This window comes from Corallococcus llansteffanensis, assembly GCF_003612055.1.
Taxonomy (GTDB): Bacteria; Myxococcota; Myxococcia; order Myxococcales; family Myxococcaceae; genus Corallococcus; species Corallococcus llansteffanensis.
The window spans coordinates 1-7,767 of the sequence record NZ_RAWB01000473.1 but is presented as its reverse complement, the minus strand read 5'-3'; the positions used below and the strand labels follow the sequence as shown (position 1 = coordinate 7,767).

The 7,767-nt window shown below is 71.3% G+C and carries 5 protein-coding genes; 2 read left to right on the top strand and 3 right to left on the bottom strand.

Annotation, left to right across the window (positions count from 1 at the left end; translation table 11 throughout):
- On the top strand, positions 1–609 hold a 609-nt coding region (locus D7V93_RS45335), incomplete at its 5' end, for a hypothetical protein (protein ID WP_158623911.1).
- An 83-nt stretch (positions 610–692) separates the two neighbouring features.
- On the opposite strand, the gene D7V93_RS32330 is transcribed toward D7V93_RS45335, so the two are convergent.
- Positions 693–2,912, bottom strand: a complete 2,220-nt coding sequence (locus D7V93_RS32330) for a M4 family metallopeptidase (RefSeq protein WP_120647046.1) — start codon at positions 2,910–2,912, stop codon at positions 693–695.
- A gap of 259 nt (positions 2,913–3,171) precedes the next feature.
- Here D7V93_RS32330 and D7V93_RS32325 point away from each other — a divergent pair, with 259 nt between their 5' ends.
- A complete protein-coding gene (locus D7V93_RS32325) occupies positions 3,172–4,389 on the top strand; it encodes a DUF1615 domain-containing protein (protein ID WP_120647045.1) in 1,218 nt (405 codons plus the stop codon).
- A 17-nt stretch (positions 4,390–4,406) separates the two neighbouring features.
- Here the strand turns inward: D7V93_RS32325 and D7V93_RS32320 are convergent, their stop codons facing one another.
- On the bottom strand, positions 4,407–5,948 hold the full coding sequence (locus tag D7V93_RS32320) for a fibronectin type III domain-containing protein (protein WP_147451455.1): 1,542 nt from the start codon (positions 5,946–5,948) through the stop codon (positions 4,407–4,409).
- Positions 5,949–6,104: 156 nt separating this feature from the next.
- Positions 6,105–7,767 (bottom strand): M16 family metallopeptidase (locus D7V93_RS32315; RefSeq protein ID WP_372338370.1); only part of this gene is annotated, 1,663 nt, incomplete at its 5' end.

Sequence of the window (7,767 nt, the reverse complement as noted above, 5' to 3'; positions counted from 1 at the left end):
GCCCCGGCCTACGGAGGCAGCGGCACGGCCCAGGCTCCAGCGACGACGCCAGCCCAGGGCGGCAGTGCCCAGGCTCCAGCGACGACGCCAGCCCAGGGCGGCAGTGCCCAGGCCCCGGCCACCGGAGGCAGCGGCATGGCCCCGGCCCGGAATGCCCCCCAGGGCGGAGCGGCGCCGAACGCGCCCCCCCAGCAGGCCCCGGTGGACGCGAACGGATTGCCCGCGACACTGGCCCCGGACGAGGGCCGGGTGATGATTGGCGCGCAGGCGGTCCAGGCCGACGAAGACGAGGCCTGGTACGAGGGCGCGGCCAAGGCGGCGCAGGCCGCCGTGACGGACAACACCGCGGACCGGCCGCTGGAGCAGGTCGTCATCGCGTCCAGCACCGTGAGCGGCACGGTCACGCGCGTGGGCCGCGGCAGCCTGCACGTGCGCGACAGCGAGGGCTCCGTCTACGAGCTCCAGCTCGACCCTCGCAGCCGGGGCCTGCGCCAGGGCCAGCGCGTGCCCATCCAAGAGCTGGAGCTGCGCGAAGGCACCCCGGTGAGCGCCCGGTTCGACCTCATCGGCGGCCGCACCGTCGCGCGCGACGTGCAGGTGCGGCGCTAGTCACGCCGTTGGACCCCCGAAACGACGACACCCGGGAAGCCTTGGGGCTCCCCGGGTGCCTGTCTTCAGTCCAGCCGGACCGACTAGTAGACGGCCTTGAGCGTCACGCCCGAGTACGCCGCGTAGCCGCGCAGCTTCACGTAGTACTTGCCCGCCGTCGTCTTGGTCAGCGTGCAGGTCTCCCCGTTGCCGGAGGTGTACGGACGGCAGTCGTACGTGGTGGTCGTCGGCGAGGAGCCGAAGCGCACGTACAGGTCCGCGTCACCCGTGCCACCGGAGGTGGTGATGGTGACCGTCTTGTTCGCCGGCACGTCCAGGGTGACCCACTCCGTGGTGAAGGAGGAGGCCGCGCCGGAGATACCCGTCACCGGCACGTTGCTCTGCAGCACGTTGCCCGTGGGGCCACCGCTCGTGTAGCTGCCCTTCAGCGTCACGCCCGAGTACGCCGAGTAGGCGTTGAGCATCACGTAGTAGGTGCCCGCCTGGATGTTCGTGATGGTGCACGTCTCCGCGTTGCCACCGGCGTACGGACGGCAGTCGTAGGTGGCCGCGTCCGGCGCGGTGCCGAAGCGCACGTACAGGTCCACGTCACCCGTGCCGCCGGAGGTGGTGAACGTCAGCGCCGTGGAGCCCGCGGGCACCGCCAGCGTGTAGTACTTGTTGTTGCCCGTCGCGTCGGAGATGCCCGTCACCGCGACGTTGTTGGTCAGCGGGATCGTCGTCGGAGGCACCACCACGCCGCCCACGCCCACCGCTTCCCAGGCGGCCTTCACCGCGTCCTGGGTGGCCTGGTCGTAGCCCAGCTCCTGCGCGGCCTGGATGGTCCAGGTCTTCGCCTGCAGGAACGTGGTGCCCGCCGTGTAGATGTCCGTGTTGGCCTTGTACCAGATGCGGGCGGCCTTCTCGACGCCGATGGCCGGCACGTTGATGGTGGAGCGGCCGCGCGGGTGCACGCCACCCTTCGACAGCAGCGCGAACGCCAGGTTGGGCACGCCGGAGCTGTAGTGCACGTCCGTGCCGGACGTCACGTTGGCCGCCCAGTCCTTGGACGCGCCGTCCTTCGCCGGGTCATCCATGTAGCGCAGGGCGTCGTTCGCCGTGCCGGGCGTCCAGACGTCCTCGCCGACCATCCAGATGGCCGCCGCGGTGCTCCACGTGCCGGACTGCCAGCTCTCGCAGACCGCGCCGAACGTGTCGGACATGGCCTCGTTGAGGCCGCCGGACTGGCCGGAGTACGTGAGGTTGGACTCGTACGACGTCACCGCGTGGGTCAGCTCGTGGACCGTGACGTCCGCGTCCTTGCCCAGCTCGATGGAGTTCACGCCGTCGCCGTCGCCGTACACCATCTGGGTGCCGTCCCAGTAGGCGTTCACGTAGTTGGTGCTGTAGTGCACCGTGCTGATGAGCGTGGCGCCCGCGTTGTCGAGCGAGTCGCGGTTGAAGAGCGTCTTGTAGCAGTTGTAGGTGTAGCCCAGCATGTCGTAGTTCTGGTCGACATGGGCGTCACCGATGGCCGCCTGGCCCTCGCTGCGCTTCAGCGTCCCCGGCGTGCTGGTGCCGTTGTTCGCGCTGTACAGCTTGCGGTTGAGCGCCGTGTGGATCTGCGGCGCGCGCAGCACGAGCGAGCCGTCCTGGGCGTTCACGTACACGAGGTCGCGGATGGGGGTCTCGGCACCCTCGCCCGTCACCGTCACCTCGTAGGCGAGGCGCAGCGCGCCGTCCTCGGTGCGCACGTACACCAGGCGGGGCGAGCCCTGCGTGGACAGGCCCTTGCCCGTCGTCGCGGCCAGCGCCGCCTGCGTGGCCGACGTCCCCGCGATGCGGGGCGTGGCGGACAGCTTCACGCCGTCGCGCGCCGAGCCGTTGGCCGCGTACACCGTGCCGTCCGGGCGCACGTGCACCGCCAGCTCACCGCCGACGACCTCCAGGCCGTTCTTCAGCTGCTTGAAGCGCAGGTGCTGGTTGCCCTGCTCGTCGCTGTGCGAGTTGCGCAGCACCAGGTCCTCCGCGTTCAGCCGGAACGCCGGGGCCACGCCCGCGACGGCCTGATGGCCCGCGGTCAGCGTGTTCAGCGTGCCCACCGCGCGACCCAGCTCGCCCCGGATGCTGTCCGGGATGCCGTCGGCGTGCACGCCCACCACCTGGGCACCACCGAGCGCGTTCAGCGTGCTCTGGATGTCCTCGCCCGACTTCTCCTGCTCGGGGGCCTGCACCTCGTCACCCGTGGAACCCTGCGTACCGCACGCCGTCAGAGCCACGCCGAGCCAGGCCGCGCCAATCGTCTTCAACAGTCGAGTAGCCAACGCGATACCTCCATGAAGAAACAGCGGGATGATACGTGACACACTTGTTTTCATCAGTGCAACTACTTTTTGGAGAAAGTGCGTTTAGTTACTTTCCCCCACCCTCCCGAACAAGCACCTTGAACCTGGATTACCCGTTAATCTCATCTAGGACTCGGAGTGAGTCTGTCATCGGGGGTTCCTGGACGAAGCGGCGGTGCCCGGCAGGATGTTTCAGGTGTTTCATGAGGCGGGCCGCAGCATGCACGGGAGGGCTGACATGACGCAGGGGGCCACCTCCCGGACACAGGGGACGAGGACAGCCTGGGCACCGGCGCTGGTGGCCTTGTTGGGCCTCACGGTGGCGTGCGCGTCGCGGGCGCCGGCGCCCGCGGCGGAGGTCCCACCTCCCCCGCGGCTGTCGGTGGCGCAGGTGGTGCGACTGCTGCCTTCGAAGGTGAAGGGCGAGGAGCGCGAGGGGTGGGCGCGCGACGTGCTGGCGGCGCTGGACGCGGAGGAGGAGCTCCCGTCGCCGTCGGTGGTGTGTCAGGTACTGGCCGTCATCGAACAGGAGTCCGGCTTCCAGGCGGACCCCGCGGTGCCGGGGCTCGCGAAGCTGGTGCGTCAGAAGCTGGACAGCACGGCGGGGAAGCTGGGCCCGCTGGGGCGGCGCGTGCTGGAGGAGGTGCTGGGCGCGAAGCCGAAGGGGGCGAAGCGCACCTTCGGGGCCCGGCTGGACGCGGCGCGCACCGAGCGGGACCTGGACCGGCTCTTCCGGGACATGCTCGCGTACTACGAGGAGGCCTACCCGGCGACCTACGCGGCGGCGGACCTGGCCAGCTCCCTGTTCGGCCCGTCGTCGTTCGCGGGGCAGAACCCCATCACCACCGCGGGCTCCATGCAGGTCAGCGTGCGCTACGCGGTGGAGAAGGTGGGCCCGGACGCGGATCCGGACGCGGTGCGCGAGTCGCTGTACACGCGCGCCGGGGGCGTGCGCTACGGCACGGCGCGGCTGCTGGGCTTCGAGGCCGCGTACGGCGAGCCCCTCTTCCGCTTCGCGGACTACAACGCCGGTGAATACAGCTCACGCAACGCCGCCCTGCAAGCCCAGGTGAGCCGGCTCACCGGGATGACGCTCGCGACGGATGGTGATTTGCAATTGTATGACAAGGAGGGCGAGCCCCGGGGTGAAGACAGCCAGAGCCTCAAGGCCTTGCTTGTCTTTCGCGAGCGTCACGCGCCGCAATTGAGCGAGCGCCGGGTGCGCAAGGATGTGGAGAAGGAGAAGACGGCGGAGTTCGAGACGACCGATACATATCTCGCGGTGAAACGCGTGTATGCGAAACAGACGGGTCAGCCACCCGCCTACGCGCAGCTCCCGCAGGTGACGCTCAAGAGCGTGAAGCTGAGCGGGGAGCGCACCACGGCGTGGTTCGCGCGGTCGGTGGACGCGCGCTACCAGCAGTGCCTTGCCCGCCACCGCCAGGCTTCGCGGTAGCGGGCGCCTTCCCGGGGCTACGGCGTGGTGAAGGCCGCGCTGAACGTCGCCGCCTTGTAGATGGGCAGCACGTCGGCGGTGGTGCCCGGCGCCTGCCAGGGCGTGAAGGGCGAGCCGTCCGCCGTCACGCGCACGTAGTACGTGGAGCCGGCCTCCAGCACGCCCGGCGGCGGGCTCACCTGCAGCCGGTCCGACGTCACGTAGAAGCTCACCGTCGGGCTGTCGGTGGCGTCCGCCTCCAGCTTGATGAACTCGACCTGGTAGGACCCGACCACCCCTTCGAACGGCTCCCGCCAGCTCACCACCGGCTGGGTGGATGTCACCGTCCGCACCGTGGCGGCATCCGTCCCGTCGATGCGCAGCAGACGCGGCGGCGTGATGCCCGGCACGAGGGTCTCCGACGTCAGGGTGGACAGCCGGTTCATGACGAGCACGGTGCCGCTGGGGCGGTGGGTCCGGTTGCCCACGACGACCGGCGTGGACGCGACGAACGTGTAGCTCGCGGAGCCCACCATGCCCCAGTTTCCGGGATAGGGATTGCCGTAGGTGAAGCGGCGCGCGATGTCGCCGTCCTCACCGCCCGGCACCTCGAGCGTGAACAGCTCGCCCTGGCAGCCCACCCGGCCCGACGTCAGGCCGAACGTCACGGGCAACACGTCGAACCGGGCCTGGTGGGCCTCCGCGTTCGGGTTCACCTCCGCGCGCCAGCGGGTGAACCCGGACAGCGGCCATTCCGGCGCGAAGGACGCCTGGCGCACCGCCTTCAGCTCGCCGGACAGCACCAGCGCCGGGTCGCCCTCCGGCGTGAACGAGCCCGCCGGGGCCTGCAGGCTGCCCACCACGGTGCGGTACTTCAAGGGCGCGCCGCTCGGCAGCTTTCCGTCCTCCACGATGTCGAGCTGGTGGACGTAGAGCCGGTCACCCTTGCTCCCCTCGAGGACGGGGAGCCTGCCGTCGAGGGACGACGCCCGGGCCTCCATGCCCTGCGTCTGGGTGGCGCCGGCCACGGGCCAGGCCGTCGGGAACGCAAGGTCGGCCGTCCAGGCCACCTCGCCGCTGACGAGCTGGAGCCGGCTGCCCTCGCCGGAGGGCGCGTCGGCCCGCCAGGGCTGGAGTCCGGTGAGGTTCAGCCTCACGGGAGTCTGGGTGGCCGCGGAGGTGACGGTGTCCGGCCGGCCGTTGCGGTTGACGCTCAGGTCGAAGCGGCGCGTGTGGCCCAGGTAGTAGGTGGTGTCCGAGCGCAGGTAGTAGTCCGCCCCTTCCGGCACGTCGCGGAAGCAGACGCTCCCGCCGCTCACGGCGACTCCCGCGCGCCGCTCGAACCCGGAGCCCCGGAGGATGAGGAGCTCCAGGTCGCGGCCCGACAGGTCCTGCGGGACGGCCGTCACCCTCGCGCCCGAGTGGAAGCGCGTGTCTGCCTTCACCAGGACGGCGGACGACGCGGGGCACTCGGGGTTCTCCGCCGGCAGCCCCAGGCTCACGGTGGGCTCCGGCTCGGCGCAGCCCAGCCACGTGGCGCAGGTGGGGACCAGCAACAACGACAGACGACGCAACGACATGACGCCTCCAGGCGATGAGCGATGGTGGGATGTCGGCTCCGGATCCGGAGCCGACGCCCCCCTCCAACGCAGCCACCTGCCCGGCATGTCGGGTCACCCGGGAAGTGCTTTCCCAGCGCAAGGACCTGTGGTCCCAACGGCCCGGATGCCTCGCGCTCAGCGGAGGGGCGCGGACACCGGGGTGAAGCGCTTGTCGGAGATCTTCATCTCGGTGACGGGGCCGTACTTGCGGGCCACGTCGCGCAGGGCGGACGCCTTGCCGATGAGGACGAAGGTGAGGTCCTGCGGGGCGGGCAGGACACGCTGGAGCACGGTGCGCACGCCTTCGCGGGTGGTGCCGGAGACGGCGCTGGCGAACCCGTTCACGTCCTGGGCGTCCAGGCCGTAGAAGGCCAGCTCCGACAGCTTCATGGCCAGCTGCGCCCCGGTCTCCAGCTTCGGGGGGAACTGCCCCAGGACGTACGCCTGGGCGGAGGCGAGCGTGGCGTCGTCCATGCCGTCCTTGCGGTAGCGCGACAGCACGTCCAGGGCCAGGTCGATGGCGCGGCCGGTGCTGTCCGTCTGGGTATAGGAGAAGAGGGCGAGGGGGCCGGCCTGGAGCCCGGGGAACAGGGTGGAGCGGGCACCGTAGGTCAGGCCCGTCTTCACGCGCAGCTCGGTGTTGAGCAGCGAGGTGAAGCGGCCACCGAGCACGGTGTTGCCCAGCTCCACCGCGACGCGATCCGCGTCGGTGCGGGCGATGCCGGTGTTGCCAATCCAGAAGTACGTCTGGGTGGCGTCGGGCTTGTCCACGAGCAGCACGCGCCGGCCCTTCGTGGGCGCGGTGGCGGGCACCGGAGCCAGGGGCTGCCCGGCGGGGGCCCAGCCGCCCAGGGCGGACTCCAGCTTCGCGGCGAGCGCCTTCGCGTCGAAGTCCCCCACGACGGAGAGGATGAGCCGGTCTCCGCCCAGGTTCGCCTTCGCCCAGCCGAGCACGTCCTCCCGGCCGAGCGCGGGCAGCGACGCCTCACTGCCTCCGATGGGCTGACCGTACGGGTGCGCGGGGAAGTGGAACGCGTCGAAGTACGTGCCGAGGAGGGCGCGCGGATCGCCGTCCTTCGCGGCGGCCAGCTCCGACACGCGGCGCGCGCGGGTCTTCTCCAGCTCCTGCGCGTCGAAGCGCGGGCGCACGAGCATGTCCGACAGCAGCTCCACCATCAGCGCGGAGTCGCGGGCGAGGAAGCTGCCGGTGAGGGTCACCACGTCGCGGCCGGGCGTGACCTCCAGCTCGCCCCCCGCGCCGTCCACGGCGTCGGCGAACTGCTCGGCGTTCCGGGAGCCGGCCCCCTTCTGGAGCAGCTCGGCGGTGAGCGCGGCCAGGCCCTCCTTGCCCGCGGGGTCGGTGACGGCGCCGCCCCGGAGCCAGGCCGAGAAGGCGATGAGGGGCAGCTCGCGCTTCTCCACGAGGAGCAGCCGGGTCCCGTTCTTCAGCGTGACGGTGACTGCGGCGGGCAACGTCACGCCTTTCGATGAGGGCGCGGCGGCAGCGGCCTTCGGCGTCGCGGCGGGAGCGGGAGCAGGAGCAGCGGCCTTCGGCGTCGCTACAGCAGCGGCGGCAGCGGCCTTCGGCGTCGCGGCGGGAGCGGAGGCCTTCGGAGCCGCGGCGGGAGCGGGAGCAGCAGCGGGAGCGGCCTTCGGCGTCGCGGCGGCCTTCGGAGCAGCCGCAGGAGCGGGAGCGGGAGCAGCGGAGGCGGGAGCAGCGGCCTTCGGAGCCGCGGAGGGCACGGGCGTCTGCGCGGAGGCGGGAGCGGAGAGGAGCAGCAGCGTGGCGAGCGTGGAG

Coding starts and splice junctions, on each gene's coding strand:
- D7V93_RS32325 (WP_120647045.1), top strand. CDS start 3,172: ATGACGCAGGGGGCCACCTCCCGGACACAGGGGACGAGGACAGCCTGG.
- D7V93_RS32320 (WP_147451455.1), bottom strand. CDS start 5,948: ATGTCGTTGCGTCGTCTGTCGTTGTTGCTGGTCCCCACCTGCGCCACG.